Genomic DNA, 20,101 nt, shown 5'->3' on the forward strand with positions numbered 1-20,101 from the left:
CTGTTCCCGGACCACAGTCGCGGTGCTATTTACTCTATGTGACGTCAACATGGCAAAGTGCTGCCGATCACAATGTGGAAGCAGCAGCACAATGCAAAGCAGCGTGCATGGTTGCAAGGCAGCAGGCACAATTGCAAAGCAGCAGGCCAAGACCGCCTGCTCCAACAGCGAAATGGAACCATCATGCCGATCCTGAACCGAGCCGCCGAAATGCAGGACGAGGTGGCCGGCTGGCGCCGCCATTTGCACCAGACGCCGGAGCTGAATTTCGACGTCTTCAAGACCGCCGCTTTCGTCACCGAGAAGCTGAAGGCTTTCGGCTGCGACGATATCGTGACGGGTTTGGGCAAGACCGGCGTCGTCGGCATCATCCGCGGCCGCCACGGCGAAGGCTCGACCATCGGCCTGCGCGCCGACATGGATGCCCTGCCGCTCAACGAGATCACCGGCAAATCCTATGCTTCGACCGTCCCCGGCAAGATGCACGCCTGCGGTCATGACGGCCACACCGCGATGCTGTTGGGTGCCGCCAAATACCTCGCCGAAACGCGCAATTTCGCCGGCTCCGTCGCGGTCATCTTCCAGCCGGCCGAAGAGGGCGGCGGCGGCGGCAACGAGATGGTCAAGGACGGTATGATGGAGCGCTTCGGTATCTCCAAGGTGTTCGGCATGCACAACATGCCGGGCCTGCCGGTCGGTCAGTTCGCCATCAGGCCGGGTCCAATCATGGCGGCGACCGCCGAATTCACCATCACCGTCAAGGGCCGGGGCGGCCACGCGGCGATGCCGCACGGCACCATCGACCCGATCGTCATCACCAGCCAGCTTGTCGGCGCATTGCAGACGATCGCCTCGCGCAGCACCGATCCGGTCGAGGCGGTGGTCGTCTCGGTGACGAAATTCCACGCCGGCGACGCCTATAACGTCATTCCCGAGACGGCCGAGATCGCCGGCACCGTACGCACGCTGAAGAAGGAGGTCGCCAAGAAGGCCGAAGAGCGCATCCGCGCGCTTTGCCAAGGCCTGGGCGCTGCCTTCGGCGCGACAATCGAGGTTGATTACAATGCCAATTACCCCGTCACCTTCAACCATCCGGAAGAGACGGTCTTTGCCAGCGACATCGCGGCCGACGTCGCCGGCGACAGCCATGTGCACCGCGCGATCCAGCCGGTGATGGGCGGCGAGGATTTCTCCTACATGCTTGAAGCGCGGCCGGGCGCCTTCATCTTCATCGGCAATGGCGATACCGCCGGCCTGCACAACCCAGCCTACGACTTCAACGACGAGGTCATCCCGCACGGCATGAGCTATTGGGTGAAGCTGGCGGAAACGGCGCTGGCGGCGTAGCCGTTCGGCATCGGCGGTGCGGCAACCGCCGCACCTCTGGGCGGCAAAACCGGGCAGGACATGCTCTGCTGGTCACTTCCGGCCGGACGACTTCCGGGCAAGGCCGAAGGCAATGCCCAGAGCAATACCTATACCGATGCCCGCAACAATGTTGTCCAACACGACGCCGATAGCCACGCCGATCACGACGCCGAGTGTGAGGTGTTTGGCATCCATTATGCCCGGTCATGTAGCGTGGAAGGGAAGAGCCGCAACCGCTACGGTCCGCTCTTCGGATCCTCGACCTCCAGCGCCTCCATGACCGGCGCCAGCTCATTGTCGTCGGCAGCCTGCGGCTCTTCGCCTGTCCTCGCCTTCGTCAGGGCTGCCTCGATCGCCTCCTGGATATTGCCGAGCTCGTCTTCGCGAACCTCGTGGCCATAGCCGGCAGCGTCGGCATCCTGTTCGAATTGCTGCGCCAGGACGGCGACGCTCACCTCGCTCTCGGCCGGCAGATTGCCGACATTCTCCTGCAGCCAGGTTTCAAAGAACTCTTTGGTCGCGCTCATGCGGTCTCTCCTTCGGGACACTAAAGCGCGCCGGCATCCCGAAAGTTCCGCTATCTGAGCCGTCTTTGCGCCCGTTGCCGGCTGCCCCGCAATTCAGCGCGGCCAGGCGGCGTTGGCGCCGCCTGGCTCGGCTGCTTACTGGCTGGCAGCAGTCGTCGGTTCACACGACACGTTCGGGTTCATATCGGCGAACGCGCCGGTCGGGTTGCCCTTCCAGGCCCAGACATGCAGCTCGTAGAACGGACCGAGGCCATAGCGATTGGGCGCACTGTTGAAGTTGAACAGATGTCCGTCGAGCGAGGCCGGGCCTTTCGAGGTGATGTATTCGACCGCGATCAGTTTTAGCGTGCCGTCGGCCATCGGCTCGTACATGACGGCTTCAGGCTTGGCGACATCGACCGCGTCGTCCTTGAGGTAGCCCCGGATTGACGTAATGGATGCCCATTGCGCCGCCGGTGATGCCGCTGGCGCAAGGAATGGGCGCATAGCCCTCAGCGGTCGCCGCCGCCACATTCTCGAAGCGGCTGTTGGCCGCGCGTACCTTGTCGGCCAGCGGATTGGGACCGGACGCGGGCGCTGCCTGATGCGCCTGCGCCAGCGCAGTGCAGGCCGACAGCAGCGCCGCGGCAGCGAGAACTCTATTGCGAAAGTTGATTGTCATAGTCATTCCATTCTTCTTGAAAAGCACAGCCCGGCCGGCCGCCGGAAGTAAGGAGGTCCGGCAGGTGGGCGCTGTGGCTGTTGTTGCTGGGAGATCCCTATCCCGATGCGACGAATGCAGGGGAAGATCATCCCTTCGGCAGATACGGGATGGTTCCGGCCAGATCGGAGTTGTCGATCAGCTGGAAACGGCTGTCGCTGCCGCCCTGACGGGCCGAAACGAACGGCGCGTAGGCAGGATCGTCGGTGAAGGCGCGCGCCGCGGCCTCGGTCGGGAACGCCATCAAGGCAATCAGCGTCGTGTCGAGCGGCTTGCCTTCGAGCGTCTTCACATTGCCGCTGCGCGACAGATATCTGCCGCCGTGCTTGTGAACGAGGTCGTGGACTGACGCGGCATAGGCCGGCATCCACTTCGGGTCCCTCACCTTGATGTCTGCGATAACGTAAGCGGTCATGGGTCATGTCTCCTGGTCGTGCACAGGGGTATCCCGTGCAGCGGCCAAGGGCTCGCACGGCAAGGCCGGCGCCAGCCAGTCCGCGATCTGTACTGGTGTGGCGAATCCGAAATTCGCATTCGCTTTGGAGCAACGCAGCGAGCGAATTTCGGATTCAAAAGCCACACCAGCAAATGCTTGGATTTCCAGTGTGGTTTTGGATTTGAAGTTCCTAACGCTGATGCCACCCAGAAAGCAGGAACTTCAAATCCACCACACTGGGCCGGTACAGTTTCTGTACTCGCCGCGCCGCCGGGAAAGGCCTATGGTCCCGGCTGAGTTTGAGGGGAAGGCAACGTCGTGACCCAGTCCGGATACAAACAGTTCTGCCCGTTATCGATGGCCGCGGAGGTGCTGTGCACCCGCTGGACCATGGTTCTGCTTCGCGAATTGGTGGCAGGCTCGACCCGTTTCAACGATCTGCGCCGCGGCGTCCCCAAAATGTCGCCGACCCTTCTGTCGCAACGCCTCAAGGAGCTCGAGCTGGCCGGGATCGTCGAGCGCAAGGAGGTGCGCGGCGAGAAAGGCATCTTCGAATACCGGATGACCGAGGCAGGCAGGGATCTGCGTTCCGTTGTCGAGGCGATGGGCTTTTGGGGGCAGAAATGGGTCGAGTCGCGGCTGTCGCTGAAGAACCTCGATCCGTCGCTGCTGATGTGGGACATGCGGCGCAATCTCAACGCGTCGCCGCTGCCCGACGGCCGCACGGTGATACAATTTCTATATCAGGAGCTCCCCGCCTCGAAACGGTCATGGTGGCTGATCGTCGAGAAGCACGGCGAGGTCGACCTCTGCTGGTACGACCCGGGCTTCGATGTCGATCTCTACGTCTCGACCGACCTGCACACCATGACCGAAATCTGGATGGGGCTGATCACCGTCGAGAAGGCAGGGACGAAAGTCATCTTGACGGGAGACCAGGATATCGCCCGTAAAATGCAGACCTGGCTGGGCCTGAGCCCGTTCGCGGTCGAACCCAAGCGAGCGGCCTAGCTGCCTCTTGGCGAAACGTCCCGAAGCGGTTATGTGTCGGGCGCGATGGTCCCGTAGCTCAGTAGGATAGAGCGGCAGATTCCTAATCTGTAGGTCACAGGTTCGATTCCTGTCGGGATCACCACGTTTTTCAAGCACTTAGCGCGAAATCGCCGCACTTTTTTTGCAGGATTTTTGCGAAATAAGTACGGCGAATTTCGCAGACCTTCAGACTTTGGGCACACATATTCCAGGGCGAAGCGGCCCAAAACCGCTGCGAAGCGCGGCGCTACGATGCCTAAATCGAGGTAGGTAATCGTTGTTCCCAATCAACTTGCCCGTTTTTCGACGCACCGAGACGACGGACGACAGCCGCTACCGACCGTCAGCGTCGACGTCTCCTTGGCGGCGCCGAAAGGTCTCGCTACTTCGTCGTTCAATCGAGACCGCGGCGAGTAAGAATGCGAACATCGGCATCATCGATCACGAGGTCGAACTCGACTCGTGTGTCCATCCGTCCCCTTAGGGCGGATTGTCCACCAAAGTCCGCATCATAGGGGGAATGGACGCGCCCGGTCTGGCGGCTAGAGGAACGGAACGCTATCATTTTATTGTATTAGTAATGACGCATGAAATGGCCTACAATTGACTCTACCCGGCAACGCCACTGGCAGCCGGTAGGCCCGGCGGCCCGCTGGAACCCCCGATCGGCTGTCGGCCCGTCCCCATGAAAGTTACGTGCGGTGGCGACCAACGTGAGACGAGATCGAACCAACAACCCCGCAACCGGCATCAAGGGCAAGCGCCACGGGCCGCCGGCCAACGACGAAGCAGGATATTTCGAGTTCTGCCCCGTTTGTGGCCAGACGTTCGACAAGCGAAACCTTGGCGAGGTGCTGCATCACTGTCTCCCCGACCATGAGCCGTTGAACTCGATGAATAGGTGACTAGCGTTCGAACAGATGGTTTCGCTCATCCAAGATCGTGATCGGTCCCAACCAGACGATCTCAAAAGTGATTGCGGATGTGGTCGTTAAAGTAGCGGGCTTGGCGAAGGCCGCTTTGAACCCGGCAAAGGTCTCAGGTGGTACCCGGAACCATTGCACATTGAGCGGAATTGGCTGAAAGTGATCGAACCACAGGACAGGGATGTCGGACGGCCACCTATTCAAGGTGGCCGGGGCGCGGGTTAACGTGATTCGGGTCGATCGGCAGGACAGGGGGAGAAATGCACCCTTGGACGAAGGCTGAGCTTGCGGAGATCACCGGAGGCATATGGGAAGGCGAGTTGCCGGAAGCCTGGACGACCGACTGCATAGCCTTCTGCGACGCACTGATCGGCCCCGGCGCGCTCGTCATCCCGCGCGTTGGCACCTACCGTTACGGAGTACACCCCAGGAAGATCAGGCGCTTCAGGCGACAGGGGCTCGCGCTCCTCGCGGACCGAGAGTACCGGCCCAACTTCGAAGGCTTGCCGTTGCTCCGGGTGGCTTCGGTCCGCGTCGCCATGAAGTATCTCGCCGAGCGAGCGCGGTCTGCTTACGGCGGACGCCTGATCGCGGTTGGCGGCAGCGTCGGCAAGACGAGCACCACGGCGATGATCAACGTCATTCTCACCGCAGCTGGTTATCCACCTTTTCCGGGCGAAAACTTCAATACCGTCTCCGGCGTGCTCGGCCTGATCGCCAACCTTCCCCCTGATGGCATCCACGCTGTCGAGGTGTCGATTGGCTTTTTTCGGCGGCTCCTTGAGGTATCTGCGCTCAAGCCGCATGTCGCTCTTATCACGACGATCGGCGACGCCCATCTCGAAGAGTACGGCTCGCGTGAGGCCATCGCCAAGTTGAAAGCCCGCCTGTACGATGTCGCTGAGGGCGGCACTGCGATCATGCCTCGGGATTCCGAGCATTTCGAATATCTCCGAGCCCGCGCGCTGTCGTTCGGGGCGAAGGTCGTGTCCTTCGGTGGACATGCTAAGGCCGACTACCGGCTCGTGGACTATTCGCACGAAGATCAACTGGTGCGTGCGGTCCTGAAGGGCCGGGATTTCGCCTACAAGCTAGGTAATCCAGGGCGGCACATGGCAGTCAACAGCCTCAGCGCGCTGGCGGCTGTCGATTCGCTCGGCCTTGATCTGGGAGCTGCGACCAATGCGCTCGGGGAGGTGCAGGCCATCCACGGACGTGGCGAAGTCATACGCATCGCCCTCGCGTCCGGCGAGATCCATGTCGTCGATGAGGCCTACAACGCGAATCCGACATCGGTGGCCGCCGTGCTGGCGGCACTCGCTGAGGGGAAGCGCGCAAGTGGGGGCCGAAAGCTTGCCCTTCTTGGCGACATGCGGGAACTCGGGCCACGATCGGCCGAATTTCACGCCGGTCTGGCGGAACCCGTTCTCGCGGCCGATCTGGATATGGTGATCACGGTTGGGACGCAGATGACATATCTCCGTCGTGCCCTGCCGGAGTACCTCCTCGGCCCACACTTCGCGACAGCAGACGATGTGTTGCCCGAGCTCGCCACTATCCTGCGCGCGAAGGACCGCCTTCTTGTGAAAGCTTCGAATGCCATGGGTCTGCATGAAGTTGTAACTCGCTTGCGCCGGCAATTTGGACGCTAGTCCGCCGCGATATAGCATCGGTGTTTGAGGAGTGCCCGAAACGTTGAGATTCGTCGAATTTCGCTGTTTTTTTGGACCAAAGCAGAAAAATTGACCGGAGATCAGCTCCGCCCATGACTGGTTCCACTACCAAACAGTCTCAGGCACTTGGCGGAAAATTGTGCTTCGCCGCCTGATTCGATCTGTGCTGCCTCCGGGTGACCAGGGTAGCGCCGGCTGGACGCCGCCAACCGAAGAGCTGCGCACAGTCATGCCCGCTCGGTCATTTCGGCCATGCATATAACGGCAGCCGCCGGGAATGGTTGGTTGGTCCGAGCCCAATGCAGCAACAACAAAGATTAGCCCTGTGCCGAGCACTGACATCAGTATTGCTTCAGCGAAGGAGCACTATTCCTAAGTCTCCAAGGCCTTTCGGCGGAGTCGCACCATACCAGTCCAGGGCCACACTCGAGTTGCCACTATAGAAAAATTGCCACGCAACAATCCAACCTGAGTTGGCAGTCGACTTCAGGTCTGTTGTCCCTCTCATCCGAAAACGATGATGGGGCAGGTAGATAGCCCCTTCAATTAAGTAGTTTTTGTTTCCGGACAATGAGACCGTGGGCACAGAGGGCGTAACTGTGCGTGACCCGAAGATAGCGATGCCAGCGTAAATGCCACTCGTGGGAGCCGAAATCCTTACGCCACCTTTGCCTGCTGACTGAATAATGCTTGACTCGGAGTCAACGAATATCGTGACTTCGTCGCCCGAGAGATTCACATGGCTGCCGATGCTCACTGTTGCGTTCTGAAAATAGTGAACTCCGGGAGAAAGAACGACATTTCCATCGAGGTCAATGTTTCCACAGAACACCCGGCCGGCCGGAATGGTAACATCGGTCAGCATCTGATCACTGTAGTCGCAGCCGTTCGGTGGAACGGGCTGCGGTAGATCGACAAGGGGGTCTGCAAGTTCGGGTTGGTTGGTTTTCGGGATGATGGTGTAACCGCCGCCTTGGTAATTGCCCACTATAGAGATTTTTCTGGCGACAATCTTTCCGGTTCCAACGTGCCTCAGTGCCCTTGGACTGGAGGAATTCACTTGGATACCGCAGTTTGGCACCGAAAGCCCCCCGGAACCCATTACCGTCAGCGCTCCATTTGAGGCAGGATCGAGGACATAGAAGCAATAATCCGGCGCGGCTTTTCGGGCCGTTGCCGCCGCGTGAAGGTTAATGCTCCGAATTCCAGCAAGACTCATGAAAGCGGTTGGCATTCCAGCTGAGATTTCAACCGCCGCCTCTCGCGTCCCAGCAGAAGGAGTGGTGATGCTCACCCCAACGACAGCGCCGGTCACGAAGGAGCCATTGGCCAGCGCCCAATTCTTCGCGGCCTGGACGGCTGCTTCGTTTCCTCCATCGCTCTCGACAGCAACAAGAGCCGCCGAATCGGCTATCTCCTGCAGCTTGGATCTCCAGGAAGCGGCGTTGGTAAAGTCAATGCTAAGGCCGAGGGCCAAGCCCAGTGGCACCACCATTAAGGCCATCGCGACGGCAAAGTTCCCCCGTTTTTCGGGCGGCAGATCTTTCAGTCTCCGCATCCAGAAGCCCTCTCTTAAGAGCAACTTAGACCGAAGATGGTTTAGAATTTACTAAATTAGAACAACAAAACGCAGCGGCAATTCACGCTCGGCAAAAAGGCGATGCAAGCTGTCTCGCTGCTCATTGAGCTGAGTGAAACGCGGCAGACCTTGAAGTCAGCGATGTGCTAATTCTTTACTTAAGGCCGAAGACTTGCTGAGCCTGGTCAGACTGCAACAAGTCGCGTGCCGAATGTCCGACACCCGGCAAAATCACGAGACGCCAATTGAAAGGCCACCCGTTAGCGGTCGCGACAGCTTGCGCCAGCTCAAAAGTGAACTGCCCCCGATCCAAACGCGTCTCTCCTTGGCGCATAGCAGCTGCGCTTTCGTTTAGATCGACATCGCCAGTGTCGTCTTCTCCAAGATAGATTGTTAGAGGCAAAGCCAGATAGGCCTTCAACTCCTGAGAGGCTTGATCCGGCGTATAGACGCAACCCGAGGAGAGACATCCCAGCCCGTAGGCTGCCGCCTCTGCTAGCGAGGGCAATACGTAGGTCGACGGATTGGCTACGACCACTCTCTTGGCATCCGACAAGGCAAATGCTGCAACACGCGACATGAATTGACCTCCCGCCGAGTGCCCAAAAAGGTAATACTGCGCAGTCGGCAGCCCCTCTCGGGCCCTCGCCCAGTTTACCAAGCCCTTCACGTACCAGACAGTCCACCTGTCCCGAGGTTGAATTGTGCCCGAGTTGACAATGCCTCCCCGCTGATAGCTCCAGCCTGGGAACCTTTCCAGGTCGAAAAGCGGCGCCATAACTATCAGGCAATTTCGATCCGCAAGAGGCTGCGCGTAGTCTCGGTAGGATTCGGCGGTTCGGCTTAGTCCATGGAACACGAACAGGATCGATGGATTGGCACAGTTCTTCGGATGATAGGTGTATACCGTCAACTTTATGCCGTTAATAGTTGCTGAGGTCGTACCTTTGCCGACCTTCCAGGCAAGTACTTGGCCTGAATACGTCAGACTACAGCCTAAGACGACTGCCCCTAACAGACGGATTAGAAATCGCACCTGTCGCTCCCATGGACGATCCCGCAGGGATGACATATCCCATTAGCGGCAGCTAAACAAATCAAAACCGGCTGAGCAGTAAAGAGTTCGTTCCTCCACGTCTGGTCCTCGCAATGTTCGCAAGCGACGCCTCCGCGGCACCTCAGCGTCCTGCGTGACAGGGTATCGGCTCCTTGTTTTGTCGGCACGTATCGCTCGCGCCGCCATTGCGATCGAGGAACCCAGTGCAAATCCGCGTACGGCATACGCATGAGCTTCGGAGCCTCACGCCAGTGCAGGGATGGCCAATCTAAGGCATCTGTCTTGAACGGCTACGACAACATCGGCGAGTCCAGGCGACAACGCCAGCAACCGATCGATTGTCGCGCGACCGGCTGCTCCTCCCATTATCTTTGGTTGGTAGTCGAGGCGCGGATCTCTGTTTTGAGCGTAAACTGGATAAATATCTAAACGGATCTGCTTCGCACCAAAGTGGAAGCAAGGCAGAATGGACTCCCCTTTGCTGTTTCCGGACCCAAATGCAAAATTGCCGACACTGTATAATATCGGCCGACCATTATAAATCTCGATCGGCTGAAGGATGTGGGGATGATGGCCGATGACTGCGTCCGCACCCAGGTCGATAAATAGCCGTGCTTTCATGCGGTCTTGCTCGGTAGGTTGGCGCTGGTATGGCAAACCCCAATGTACCATCACGGCGATCCGATCGACCAGTGGACGAAGTTGGGCCAGATCACGCTCGACGAATTCGGGCACATCTTGTGCGGAGCCTGGAAGTTCGCCACGAGCCGCTGTTCGACGGTTCCAGTAATATCCGAGAAGTCCGATGCGGATATCTGCGCCATCAAAAATCGCCGGGTGGTAAGCAGAGCTCTGGTTCCTACCACCACCGTACGGTTGGATATACTGTCGCTCTAACGTGGCTAGCGTCTCAACCACGCCACCCCGACCGCAGTCTTGAATGTGGTTATTCGCGACAGTCATGGCAGCGAAGCCTGCACGACGTAAGACAGAGGCTGACTTGGGGTCCACTTTGTATGAGTAGTTCCGAGTGGTACCTGCTTTCTCAGAGATGGTGGAGAACGGCCCCTCAAGGTTTCCCGTTATCAAAGCGCAGCGTCTAAAGATCGGCCTGACCCAGGCGAAGGCATAGTCTGGGCCAAACCTGCGGATACGATGACGCATCCGCATCCCGGTCATCACATCTCCGACCGCCGCCAAATGGTACGGAGCGCTGGCGGACGAAGAGAGGAACTGTTCAAGTTGGTCCGGGTCGATGAGATCGATGTCATCCGGAATTATGACCTCTGAAAACTTCTCGCGAATTTTTACAACATGGCGCCGGACTTCTTCCGATTCACTGAGGCGGTAGAGGGGTGGCTGAACGGAGGGTGCCAACAATGTCTCAACCGCTGAAGAACTAAAGCCGATCCCACGTTTCTCAAAAACGCTTCGGATCAGTGTTTCGTAACGGCTGCTGAATCTCATTCGGTCTGCATGAAGCAAACACGAGGCAAAGTTCTCCGGAAGTGACCTGAGGGCACGCGTTCGAATTCCGGAAGGAGCATACGGGCTATCAGAAAGTCGTCCCAGCGCCAAAAGGGCAGCTACAACTAACGAAATACAAGTAAGTTCGTCTCCCGGAAAAGCCTTGTGTAGGTCCCACATTGTCGCCGCTATGACTTGCGCGACCAGCGCCTCCGGCGGTGGCAACTCGGCGTCGTCCATACGCGAATCATTGGCAAGAGTATCCGATGGTACGAACTCGGCATCATGACGGAGGTGCCAACACCATACGTAGGGAGTCGACAGCATCGCGGCCGCAAAGTATGCGCTCAAGGCGTACTCAAGGGGACCAGGCCTACTGAAACTGGCGCGCGGTGCATGCAGCCTGTCAGCTTGGATGTCAGCGGTATGGCGCACAACGTGAAACCCGAATGCCTGATATATGAAACTGGCATTGTGCGAGGGGTCGCACAGATAAGCACCGCCTGAAATTCGTGGAAGCCACCCTTCCGCTGTGACTGCACGCCCCGGGCCGAACAGCAATTCCCCACAGAGGGGGATCGAAAAATCATCGAGATTTTCGATTCTTGCTGGATATCGGTATTTGGTCCCTTTGACCGGCACCAACCTAAGCAGATCCCCGTTAACTCCCCCTTGTTTCGGCTGGTGCGCATTAACGATCGCTCTGACCTTCGGCAACGGGCCCTCGCCGAGTGAACGCAGCACTTCGTTCACTCGATGAGCTATCAAGGAGACGTGGTAGTAGACGTTGACCTGGCCGAAGCGTGCCGCGGCCTCACAACTTTCCTGTTCACCAAGAATTCCGCCGCCGAAAGGCTTGAAAACATAGTTACCTTGTTTGTCGGGCAGTGCTTCGCCCATCTCACCCGTGGGCCAGTGAACATCCGTGGCTGGATGACCGATTACGTCCACGTACCGCCCACGCAGCCCTTGCCTCCCCGTGTTTTGGCAAAGATAAGGCAGTTCGACCTCGGTTGAATGCACCCGGCCGCCAGTAAAATCTGAATCGCAACGCTCCCAGACGTAAACAGATCCAGTCGCCATCTTTTTCCCCAAAGCTACTGCTTCTTCTGCGAACGCTGAGACGCAAGAATTCACAAGTCTTGCGCTCCGCAATCCTGCGAACCTTTCGCCGACGGGTGCTGAAATTGATCGAAAGGACATGCCGTCGGTTGCCCTGAGGCCAACTCTCTACAGGGCGTGGAGATTGTCCTTCAACATGCTCTGAGGCCGCATTTTCGCTCCATGGTGGGAAGCTGGATCCGAGTCTGCAGCCCAGCTTCCGGCAGCGTTTTGGCCTCAATTCGCCTGCCCCTGATGGGGGCTACACAAATCAATCTCCTGACGAGGCACATCTATCCGATGCTTGCGACCGGCTTTTTCTTCTCTCCGCTTATTCGAACTGCCTTACTGAGGCCGCCTGCTGAACCGTTATTCTCACCCGATCCAGCGAGCTCTTGCCGAGCGCTCTCCAATGCCTTCGCCGCAGATCCCTCCTTAATCACCTTAAGTTCTTCCGCGACCATATTTGATTTTATGAGACGCCACTTGTCGAGGGAGGCGGCGCGCACGAAGCCGTAAGCCGATGGCATACGGACCATCAGCCAGCCTAGCTTCAACAATTCCTCCGTGAAGCCTCTCACGAACGCCGCCCCGCCGACACGCCGTCCGGTCAGGCGCCTGAATGTCTTGTACGACATTCTTGCACGGGTTCGCGGCTGTCCCGCTTTGTTTGTGGTGCGTTTCAAAGTCAAAGCAACGAGTGTCGCCGCATCACTTAGCGAAACACTCGGTGTTGCAATCGGCGAAACAGTGTTCATAACCTTACTCTCCTTAGCTTGAGCAGAATCGATAAACTCATCACTGCTATCGAACGTCATTCGTCTCGGGCCGAACTGAAGGAAACGGGGCCACTTCATCGAACCAGCCATCCTTTTTTGCCAAATACGACATTGCCATTGCGTGCATGGCAGCCTTTATTTGCGGTGGCCGCGACTGAGACATAGATGCGAGGGCTTCCGCGGCTAGCTCACCAGATCTCGACAAAAGCGCCATTTTGGCACCCGATCCGTCAGTGCTCCATCTCAAAGTTAGAACCAAACCACCACTCTGTAGGTGCCGACGTAGGTCGGTATCAGTATCAGGCTCGGAACTGACCAATATTAGTCGTGTAATCGGCAAGGTCGACAGCGCACGGCGGGGCCATTCATCTTCGCTGTTGACAATGAAATAGCCCTGGTTTCCGCACTGCAACACTCGCTGAGCGAGATCTTCGAGAACTGTACCATTGTCTGCATCCGTTCGAGTCATCGAGACCGCACGGCAAGCACCCAGACAAAGACCGCTCGCCCAAAGTCTGTCCGGAGAGGCTGCATAAACCAGGGCTTCCAGGAACGGGTCTCTGGCCAGCATTTGCGGGGTTGTCCGCCGCCCAAATTCCTGGGGTACAGTGTTGATGTAAGCGCCTCTTTTCGACAAGAGACCAACTCTTCGCCCTTCCGCCTGGAACCGATGATCGATTGCTGTCGCCACCGCACCAGTGTGTCGATCGCCGATGACGAGTACGGTGGCAATTTCCGAAGAGCCCGGCTCATTGTACATATTGGCCAGGATTATCTCACTCACATCTCTCGAGGTCCCCGCTCGCGGCCAAAGATGAAACTCGATCCCCGGCCGTGCATTTACCTCGATGACAGTACACCCGACCTCTTTGTATGATCTTGCAATATCGGGCATGATGAGATCTATCCCGGCAATGTTAAGGCCGATGACTCTCACGATGCGCTCGCACAGTTGCCTGTTATCTGGATGAACGGAGTTTGTAACATCGACCGGGACGCCTCCACGGGCGAGGTGGCCGGTAGGTCGGAGAACCAAAGGCTGCCCGGAAATTGGGACGGACTCCAGCGTAAGACGACGCAAGGCTAGGTGCCGTAGCAGCTCATCGTCAATCTCTACAGGAGAAAGACGTCTCCCGTCTCTGTCGGGTTCTCGGTTCAAATCATGAATCAGGTCAACTATCGTTTTTTCACCGTCGCCAACGACTTGGGGGGGGCAACACATGACCGCCGCCACGAGATGATAGTCAACGACTGTCGCTCGAAATTCCGGGCCGGCGATGAACTGCTCAACCAAGACGCCAAACCGCTCTGACTGAGTGACGTCGTGCGCTATATCGAATGCAGCCTCAACTGCACGGCGTCCCCGCAGTTTAACCGAGACTCCCCGCCCCTGATTTCCCTGAACCGGTTTGACCACGACGGTCTCACCCAGCTGTTTGGCGGCAGCGACGGCCTCAGGTTTGGTGCGAACGGTAATCTGACGGGGTACTGGGATCCCCGCTTGCGCCAAAAGTCTGTTGCCCAGCCTTTTGTCCAAGGCCACCTTCGCCGACGCAAACGATGTAGAACCCGATATCGTCGAGAACAGCTGCTTCTGGTGCTTGCCTTGGCCAAGGCGAAGGTGGTTACGGGCAATGAATTCGAACGGGATGTGATTTCTCTTAGCTGCAGCTACAAGCACAGCGGTCGAATTTGAAAGACGTCGTCTCTTCGCCCTTTCCAGGTTTAGCTCCCGAGTCTGAGCGTATTTCGCTGCCCCGTCCTCGCCTCGCGCCGCCTCACCAATCGCGTCAACGACAGCCGAAGCAGCCGCGCGCGACATCTGCGGGTCATCCGACTCCCAAACGATTGCAAGATGGCTTTCGGACGGATCGCCTATTAGCGACGCCGTCGGCGAAAACGAATAGAAATTCATCGCGCGGCGAAGCTCAAGATCAGCGGACAGGATTGCGTCGGCAATGTAGCGAGGGACCAAAGCGTTTTGTGCACAACCGGGAAACATTTCGGACAGCGCTGAGCGAGCCAGCGCAGTAAAATCGGAGATGCAAGAAACCGCTAGCCGCCCGATATTCAGGGTTAATTTGACCACCGTGTTCGTGCTATGCACGTTAAGTCCCGATAGCACCTTAAAATTGACAATCTCAATTTGTCCAAACTCTTCAGATAGGCTGACCATAACCCCACTTTTGACCCCGGATGTTCACGCTCCGCCTGCTTTTCGACCGTCTCCCACAATACAGACTTCCTGACCACGCTTCCGCTGCAGCCACTTCAAATGCATCTCGAAACGGGCATCGCATCGATGGGCATGAGCGGCTTCGGCAAGACCCGATGTGAAGGGGCGAAGATGTGGCGCATTCCACCACATTTAAGCACGCTTTATCTCTGATCCCCCGCGTTCAGCCTAAACGCTACGGCCGCAGCATCCGGAAGTCGCGTTCTTATTCTCTTGAAAGACCAGTGGATTTCCCGCCGGCCTGATCCGGACAATGCAGCTGGATGGTATGTGGCCTCGCGGGGAGATGTCGTCATGCATTCGAATGGCAGAGATCCAGACATTATAGTGTTAATAGCCGTTAAAAGTCGTCAGCTTGGGTATGTATTTTGGGCATCTAATGCTATTTATCTAATCATATTTATCCAATCATATTGGTTATTGGATAATCGATTGCAAACGGAGAGGAGTATAGAAAAGGGCTTAATCTTATACATACAACAGAAAAGACTTCTAAATGCCATCCAAATGTAAGTTGGGGGGTTCATGTCCGTTTCAAGAATTAAGCGCGGGCGCCTGAAGAGAGCTAAACGAGCATTCGCCACCCGCCGGGTCGCCGCATCTCACATGCGCACACTCGTTACCGGACCTATACAGCCCGTCGCTGGCGATCTTGTTTTGGCGCGCGTTGATGAACTCGGCAATCACAGCAGACTGGAGCTCATCTGCGGGCGAAAGGCGATCATGTTTCGCGGAGATGAGATAATCCTCTGTTATGGAAACAGGTACGCTCCTGACCAGTTCGAGGCGGTAATAGGCCCCGATCTGGGGCCGTGCGACTTGGTAGCGGGGGGCGGCATCGCGGCATGTGAGCTTTCCAGGCATGCTCGCATGCTGGCGCCAACCAAGATCACCCCGCTCGGCCTGATTGGCGACAAGTTCGGCCGCCGGCTAAACGTGTGGGATTACAAGGTCAGCTCAGACGATTTACCCCCTTCTCTGCCGATTGTTCTGTCGCTTGGGACGTCAATGAACGCCGGCAAGACATTGACGGCAACGTCATTGGTCCGAGGGTTCAAAAAGGCGGGACTGAAGGTCGCGGCACTGAAAATTACAGGAACTGGCTCGGGTGGCGACACCTGGATTGTGCGGGATGCCGGAGCCGACATCGTTCTTGATTTCACAGATGCCGGATTTGCAACGACGTATTTAGCCCCGGTAGAGTTGATTGAGAAGGGTGCTTTCCGCCTACTGAACCATGCCGCTGAAAATGGATGTGACGTCGCTGTTATTGAGATTGCCGATGGGCTGCAGCAGAAGGAAACTTCCGAGCTAATTCTGGCTGAATCTTTTCGGAGCATGGCTCTTGGCGCGATTTTCGCTTCCTATGACGCGATGGGAGCAAAGTATGGAGTTGATACCCTCCGCGCTGCTGGCCACAAGGTACTTGCAATTAGTGGCAGGATCGGCCGATCGCCGCTCGGTGTGAGGGAGGCTGAAGAAGCCACTGGCCTGCATGTCTATTCCCCATGGGAGCTCCAGGATGGGGCACTCAGCCCCGTTCTAAAGGCTCGCGCTTCTGAAAAACTGGCTAACGGACAGGGCAATAATCCATATCTACGGCGTATTGCTGATTCCCCAAATCCAATGACGGCACTCGACCAGGGTCGAGCCTACTCTTCCCAGCTGCGAATTGATTTTTTGGGGAAGCTTGCGCACGAACTGATTCAGGCAGAGTTGGGAGAAACACCTGGTCCGGGAAGGCCTGCCAGTGACAGCAGGGCGACATGGCCCAGTCCCTTTGGGAGCGTCTCGGTCACCTTACCCGAGTTGCTATCGCAAAGCTCGAACCCCGCGTTTATGTCGATCCAGGCGCCCGCTGAGTTGATAGAAGCGGCAGTTTTGGCAAAAACCCGTGGAGCCCTCAAGTCATCTCTGGGCAGCCTGGTCCAAGCCCTCGGGTGCCCTCCCCTGTCCGCCACCCAAATGTACAACCTCGTGAGCGGAGCTTGGTCGATGTTCGAGGCAGTTGATCACGATGAACGCCTTTGGGCAGCAAATCGGCTTCAGCCAAATGTTCTTGCGGGACCTGCTTTGAGCCCTCATGACGATTTGGATGGGATGATCATGAATTTCTCGGGAATTTTCAACGAGGACCCCGACCAGCATGCCCCGCTTGGACGGGCGTGAAAGACGGTGTCCTTGCTGAGAACACGAGGTAGGCGGCGGTACAGCGCCCCCCTCAGCGAAATGTGGCGAAGGTCGATACCCGGCCTTGCTGCGGTTGTGGGTTTTGGTGTCTGTATCAATGCGCTCCGATTTGCTGGGCCGCTTTATTTTATACAAATATTCGACCGGGTCATTTCCAGCCGCAGCGTGGAAACCCTCGTTATTCTGACCTTGGCCGCCTTGCTCGCCCTGGTAACCGGCGTCGTGCTGGAAGCCATTCGTCGTCGTATGCTTTCCCGCTGGAGCGTTTGGATCGAGCACCACTTGACCAGCCAGTCCGTGAAAGCCGGATTGACGGCAGGCGTCCCCAATCCGCCGCTTCTGACCAGCATCGAGAAAGTCTCCAGCTTTGTTGAGCGAGGGCTAGCTGCTTGGCTGGACGTGGTCTGGGCTCCCGTTTTCCTGTTATGTGTATACTTGATCCATCCTGTTCTCGGCCTGATCGCGTTGGCAGGCATGGCTTTGCTGACAGGTATGAGCCTGCTCAAAGAAAAGATCACACAAGAGCCCCGCCAAGCTGAACGTGAAGCTGCCAAGCAGGCGAAAGAGGTATTGATCTCAGCGGAAAGGCACAAAGACGTAGTCGGCGCCTTCGCAATGGCCGACGCGATCGCCGGTCGCTGGGGTAGGAACAGAGTAGATGGCTTTTTGCAGCGGGAGCGGCTTAATGCCAGAGGATCGAGCCTTGATGCAGCGATCCGGGCGCTGAACCGTTGCGTTTACATAGTTCTATTGGCATCGGGCATCTGGCTGTTCCTGAACGATTCGGCGTCCCTCGGAGGCGTATTTGCAGCCCGGCTCATTGCCAGATTTGCTTACAGAATGGTGGAAAAGGCAGTTCGGGAGCTCAGAAGCCTCAGGGAAGCGCGGGAGGGATACTCTCAGATCAAGGCGGAGCTTGCCAAACCGTTGGACGTAGAGCCGTCTCTGCTTCCTGGAACGCCGCAAGGCTCGTTAGTTCTCGATCAAGTTACATTCAGGCATGCTGGATCGCGAGCAGACGTATTTAGGAAACTGTCGCTTTCTCTGGCTCCTGGGGAATTGCTGCTGGTCATAGGACGTGCAGCCACCGGCAAGACGACGCTTTCTCGTCTTCTCATTGGTTTGCTCAAGCCCCGCACCGGTCAGATCCGCTTGGGAGACATGGACATAACCAGGCTTCCGGATAATGTTAGAGTTGGCGGCATCGGCTATTTACCTCAGCATGTTGAACTTTTTGAGGGAACCGTCGCGGAAAATATTGCACGTTTTCAACAAAGTTCTATCGATGACGTGGTTTCCGCAGCAAAAATAGCCGGAATACACGAAGTTATCATTCGTCTGGGCCAGGGTTATGACACTTTGCTTAACGACTCGGTCGGCCTGTCCGGGAGTGAACGGAAGCGAGTAGCCCTTGCCCGCGCGCTCTTTCGCGCGCCGAGACTTATTGTCTTGGACGAGCCATTCGCCAATTTGGACGCTGCCTCGAAGAAGACCCTCGAGTCGGCGGTTAGGCTTATGAAGGATGCGGGAAGCTCGGTAATTGTCACCATATCCGGACAGACCAACCGTCTTGCCGGATTAGTTGATAGGTCGCTGATCCTAGGAAGTCGATCGCCCGAGCTCACCGGAGGTTCCGTTCGTCCCGTTGCTTTCGGGAAAACTGAATTGCGGAGCGTTAAGTGATAGCTTCGCTCGCCCTTGGCACCAAACACCCCGGTACCCAGCGAGCCGAAGATCCGCCGCCGTTTGGTAGGCGTTTAGTGATCTCTGGTTTCGCGATTGTCGCTGCCTTCTCGACCCTGACCGGCATGTGGCTTGTCGCGGCACCTATCCAGGGTGCGGTCTTGGCCACCGGGGTGGTGAATGTCGCGTCAAACGTAAAGACAGTTCAGCACCTCGAAGGCGGCATCATATCAGAGATATTGGCTCAAGAAGGAGATCGCGTGTCGCCAGGCCAGGTGTTGATACGATTGCAAAACACCGCTTCGGCGGCTGCTGCAAATGAAATCAAGGCGCAGTGGTACGAGGCGAAGGCTACGGAAGCGCGCTTGGTCGCGGAAAGAGATGGAAAGGACTCGATCGAAATTCCGCCTGAATTGAAAGCGTCCGGCAAATTGGCAGCGGATGCTGTTTCCGGGCAGGAGAGTGTCTTTCGGACACGTCAAAACCTCTTCAGAGAGCAGCTCTCCCTGCTGCAGCAAGCAACCGGAAGCATGGCGAAGGAGATAGAGGGTTTTGAAGGGCAAGTGGTAGCGGCTACCCGGAAGCTCGAGCTGATCGAGGAGCAATTAGGTGATGTGCGCAGCCTGTACGAAAGGAAGTTGGTAGTCAGGACGCGCCTTGTAGATTTGGAAAGAGAAAAGGCGGACGTGGGAGGTGCCCTAAGCGGGTATGTAGCGTCGATCGGCGCGACCCAGCAAAAGATGGAGGAGACGAAATTCAAGATTGCCGAACTTAGCGCCTCGACGACGGCCGATATCGTCGAGACACTAGGAGAAACCCGCGCCAAAATATACGAATACGAGCAGCGAATGGCCGCTGCTGATGACGTGGCGACGCGTACCGAGATACGTGCTCCTATCGGAGGCACCATAGTGGGACTTAAGGTCCACACGAACGGAGGGGTCGTAACGGCGGGAGAGCCGCTGATGGACATCGTCCCTCAGGAGGATAGCTTCGTTGTTGTGGCAAACGTTGACCCCCTCGACGTCGATCAGGTGAAAGTGGGGCTGCACGCGACGGTGTGGCTTAGCGCTGTGAACAGACGTTACCAGCAACCGATGAGCGGTGACGTTCGCACTCTTTCAGCTGACCGGCTAATTGACCCTCGGACCGGTCAGGCTTTTTATTCAGTCCGAATTGTTCTGAGGCCGGAGTCTTTGAAGCCTGGAGCATTGCAAGCTGGAATGGGCACACAGGTCATGATCGAAACTGGAGCGAGGTCAGCATGGGAGTATCTCAGCGCGCCGGTCTATGCCGCTATGGGACGTGCTCTTCGTGAATAAAGAGAACGAGCAATAGACAAAGACT

Annotated in this window: 14 protein-coding genes, 1 tRNA gene and 1 pseudogene; 7 read left to right on the forward strand and 9 right to left on the reverse strand. The window is 57.3% G+C overall.

Features of this window, described 5'->3' with window-relative positions:
- Positions 1–183 precede the first annotated feature (183 nt).
- The gene (locus tag NKI25_RS06370; RefSeq protein ID WP_352451192.1) at positions 184–1,347 is read left to right on the forward strand and encodes a M20 aminoacylase family protein; all 1,164 of its coding nucleotides are present in this window, start codon (positions 184–186) and stop codon (positions 1,345–1,347) included.
- A 72-nt stretch (positions 1,348–1,419) separates the two neighbouring features.
- On the opposite strand, the gene NKI25_RS06375 is transcribed toward NKI25_RS06370, so the two are convergent.
- The 4 genes and pseudogenes from NKI25_RS06375 to NKI25_RS06390 all read right to left on the reverse strand — a co-directional run bounded on the left by NKI25_RS06375 (position 1,420) and on the right by NKI25_RS06390 (position 3,010).
- Complete coding sequence (locus NKI25_RS06375; protein ID WP_198023575.1) at positions 1,420–1,563, reverse strand: glycine zipper domain-containing protein; 144 nt, start codon at positions 1,561–1,563, stop codon at positions 1,420–1,422.
- 41 nt (positions 1,564–1,604) lie between these two features.
- Entirely contained in the window at positions 1,605–1,895 is a 291-nt protein-coding gene (locus NKI25_RS06380) for a hypothetical protein (protein WP_352451191.1), read from the reverse strand.
- Positions 1,896–2,030: 135 nt separating this feature from the next.
- A pseudogene (locus NKI25_RS06385) lies at positions 2,031–2,562 on the reverse strand (hypothetical protein).
- Between the two features lie 121 nt (positions 2,563–2,683).
- Positions 2,684–3,010: a DUF1330 domain-containing protein gene (locus NKI25_RS06390; RefSeq protein WP_023677873.1), complete on the reverse strand. Its 327-nt coding sequence runs from the start codon at positions 3,008–3,010 to the stop codon at positions 2,684–2,686.
- A 339-nt stretch (positions 3,011–3,349) separates the two neighbouring features.
- On the opposite strand from NKI25_RS06390, the gene NKI25_RS06395 reads away from it, so the two are divergent.
- The 3 genes from NKI25_RS06395 (at position 3,350) to NKI25_RS06405 (ending at position 6,641) form a co-directional block, all read left to right on the forward strand.
- Positions 3,350–4,042, forward strand: coding sequence for a winged helix-turn-helix transcriptional regulator (locus tag NKI25_RS06395; protein ID WP_023677872.1), 693 nt, complete (start codon positions 3,350–3,352; stop codon positions 4,040–4,042).
- A gap of 47 nt (positions 4,043–4,089) precedes the next feature.
- A tRNA-Arg gene (locus tag NKI25_RS06400) sits at positions 4,090–4,166 on the forward strand.
- Positions 4,167–5,249: 1,083 nt separating this feature from the next.
- Positions 5,250–6,641, forward strand: coding sequence for a UDP-N-acetylmuramoyl-tripeptide--D-alanyl-D-alanine ligase (locus NKI25_RS06405; RefSeq protein WP_352570596.1), 1,392 nt, complete (start codon positions 5,250–5,252; stop codon positions 6,639–6,641).
- A 373-nt stretch (positions 6,642–7,014) separates the two neighbouring features.
- Here the strand turns inward: NKI25_RS06405 and NKI25_RS06410 are convergent, their stop codons facing one another.
- The 5 genes from NKI25_RS06410 to NKI25_RS06430 form a co-directional block, all read right to left on the reverse strand.
- Positions 7,015–8,220, reverse strand: coding sequence for a TadE/TadG family type IV pilus assembly protein (locus NKI25_RS06410; RefSeq protein WP_352574895.1), 1,206 nt, complete (start codon positions 8,218–8,220; stop codon positions 7,015–7,017).
- Between the two features lie 175 nt (positions 8,221–8,395).
- The gene (locus NKI25_RS06415) at positions 8,396–8,821 is read right to left on the reverse strand and encodes a hypothetical protein (RefSeq protein WP_352451186.1); all 426 of its coding nucleotides are present in this window, start codon (positions 8,819–8,821) and stop codon (positions 8,396–8,398) included.
- Positions 8,822–9,541: 720 nt separating this feature from the next.
- On the reverse strand, positions 9,542–11,848 hold the full coding sequence (locus NKI25_RS06420) for a CapA family protein (protein WP_352827712.1): 2,307 nt from the start codon (positions 11,846–11,848) through the stop codon (positions 9,542–9,544).
- Between the two features lie 311 nt (positions 11,849–12,159).
- A complete protein-coding gene (locus NKI25_RS06425) occupies positions 12,160–12,684 on the reverse strand; it encodes a hypothetical protein (protein ID WP_352998267.1) in 525 nt (174 codons plus the stop codon).
- Positions 12,671–14,821, reverse strand: a complete 2,151-nt coding sequence (locus NKI25_RS06430; RefSeq protein ID WP_352998268.1) for an ATP-grasp domain-containing protein — start codon at positions 14,819–14,821, stop codon at positions 12,671–12,673. Before NKI25_RS06430 ends, NKI25_RS06425 begins: the two co-directional genes overlap by 14 nt.
- Positions 14,822–15,487: 666 nt before the next feature.
- On the opposite strand from NKI25_RS06430, the gene NKI25_RS06435 reads away from it, so the two are divergent.
- Genes NKI25_RS06435 through NKI25_RS06445 form a run of 3 tightly spaced genes read left to right on the forward strand, consistent with a single transcriptional unit; the run spans position 15,488 to position 20,076 of the window.
- Positions 15,488–17,050 (forward strand): hypothetical protein, encoded by a 1,563-nt coding sequence (locus NKI25_RS06435; protein WP_352589759.1) that lies wholly within the window; start codon positions 15,488–15,490, stop codon positions 17,048–17,050.
- Between the two features lie 60 nt (positions 17,051–17,110).
- Entirely contained in the window at positions 17,111–18,754 is a 1,644-nt protein-coding gene (locus tag NKI25_RS06440; protein WP_352691727.1) for an ATP-binding cassette domain-containing protein, read from the forward strand.
- A complete protein-coding gene (locus tag NKI25_RS06445) occupies positions 18,751–20,076 on the forward strand; it encodes an HlyD family type I secretion periplasmic adaptor subunit (protein WP_352618839.1) in 1,326 nt (441 codons plus the stop codon). Before NKI25_RS06440 ends, NKI25_RS06445 begins: the two co-directional genes overlap by 4 nt.
- Positions 20,077–20,101: the final 25 nt, after the last annotated feature.

The organism is Mesorhizobium sp. M0808, assembly GCF_040320025.1.
Lineage (GTDB): Bacteria > Pseudomonadota > Alphaproteobacteria > Rhizobiales > Rhizobiaceae > Mesorhizobium.

Coding starts and splice junctions, on each gene's coding strand:
- NKI25_RS06420 (WP_352827712.1), bottom strand. CDS start 11,848: ATGGCGACTGGATCTGTTTACGTCTGGGAGCGTTGCGATTCAGATTTT.
- NKI25_RS06370 (WP_352451192.1), top strand. CDS start 184: ATGCCGATCCTGAACCGAGCCGCCGAAATGCAGGACGAGGTGGCCGGC.
- NKI25_RS06405 (WP_352570596.1), top strand. CDS start 5,250: ATGCACCCTTGGACGAAGGCTGAGCTTGCGGAGATCACCGGAGGCATA.
- NKI25_RS06425 (WP_352998267.1), bottom strand. CDS start 12,684: ATGACGTTCGATAGCAGTGATGAGTTTATCGATTCTGCTCAAGCTAAG.
- NKI25_RS06410 (WP_352574895.1), bottom strand. CDS start 8,220: ATGCGGAGACTGAAAGATCTGCCGCCCGAAAAACGGGGGAACTTTGCC.
- NKI25_RS06415 (WP_352451186.1), bottom strand. CDS start 8,821: ATGTCGCGTGTTGCAGCATTTGCCTTGTCGGATGCCAAGAGAGTGGTC.
- NKI25_RS06390 (WP_023677873.1), bottom strand. CDS start 3,010: ATGACCGCTTACGTTATCGCAGACATCAAGGTGAGGGACCCGAAGTGG.
- NKI25_RS06375 (WP_198023575.1), bottom strand. CDS start 1,563: ATGGATGCCAAACACCTCACACTCGGCGTCGTGATCGGCGTGGCTATC.
- NKI25_RS06380 (WP_352451191.1), bottom strand. CDS start 1,895: ATGAGCGCGACCAAAGAGTTCTTTGAAACCTGGCTGCAGGAGAATGTC.
- NKI25_RS06435 (WP_352589759.1), top strand. CDS start 15,488: ATGCGCACACTCGTTACCGGACCTATACAGCCCGTCGCTGGCGATCTT.
- NKI25_RS06430 (WP_352998268.1), bottom strand. CDS start 14,821: ATGGTCAGCCTATCTGAAGAGTTTGGACAAATTGAGATTGTCAATTTT.
- NKI25_RS06440 (WP_352691727.1), top strand. CDS start 17,111: ATGTGGCGAAGGTCGATACCCGGCCTTGCTGCGGTTGTGGGTTTTGGT.